The sequence below is a fragment of the Phyllobacterium sp. P5_D12 genome, assembly GCF_054049495.1.
In genome coordinates, this window is the sequence record NZ_JBFUMG010001110.1 from 1 (window position 1) to 678 (window position 678).

Here is a 678-nt window from a genome sequence, read left to right on the forward strand (position 1 = left end):
GACCGGTCTCGCGCCGTCGACCATCCATCGCCTGCTGACGTCGCTGCAAAACCACGGCATGGTCGCCCACGATCCGGAAACGGGCGACTGGACTATCGGGGTCGAGGCTTTCGCGATCGGCAATGCGTTCCTGCGCTTCCGCAAGCTTGGCACGATCAGCCGCCGTTTCCTCAAACGGCTGATGGAGGAATGCGGCGAAACCGCGAATATCGGCATCGAGGATGACGGCGATGTGGTGTTCATTTCACAGGTCGAAAGCCATGCGCCGATGCGTGCCTTTTACCGGCCCGGGCGGCGCGGCCCCATCCACGCCTCCGGCATCGGCAAGGCTATCCTTTCGACGTGGTCCGACGCTGAAATTGGCCGGACCGTTGGCGGCAAGCAACTTGCCCATTTCACCGATCACACGCTGGATACGCTTCCGGCGCTCCTGAAGAACATTCAGGAGATACGTTCGCGCGGCTGGTCGATAGACGATGAGGAACACACCCTCGGCATGCGCTGCATCGCGGCACCGATCTTCAACGAGCATGGCGAGGCAATCGCTGGAATGTCGATTTCTGGACCGGCAGTGCGGTTACCAAAGGAAAAACTGATCGTGCTTGGCCCGGTCATACGCGACGCGGCTGACGAGCTGACACGGGCCATGGGTGGCAAGCGGCCGGAAGAGCTCTAAGG

Annotated in this window: 1 protein-coding gene; it reads left to right on the forward strand. The window is 61.5% G+C overall.

The annotated features are described in order from the left end of the window. Window positions 1-676, forward strand: a 676-nt coding sequence (locus tag ACXJ5O_RS28990) for an IclR family transcriptional regulator (protein WP_457302917.1), incomplete at its 5' end; no start/stop codon positions are given. Window positions 677-678: the final 2 nt, after the last annotated feature.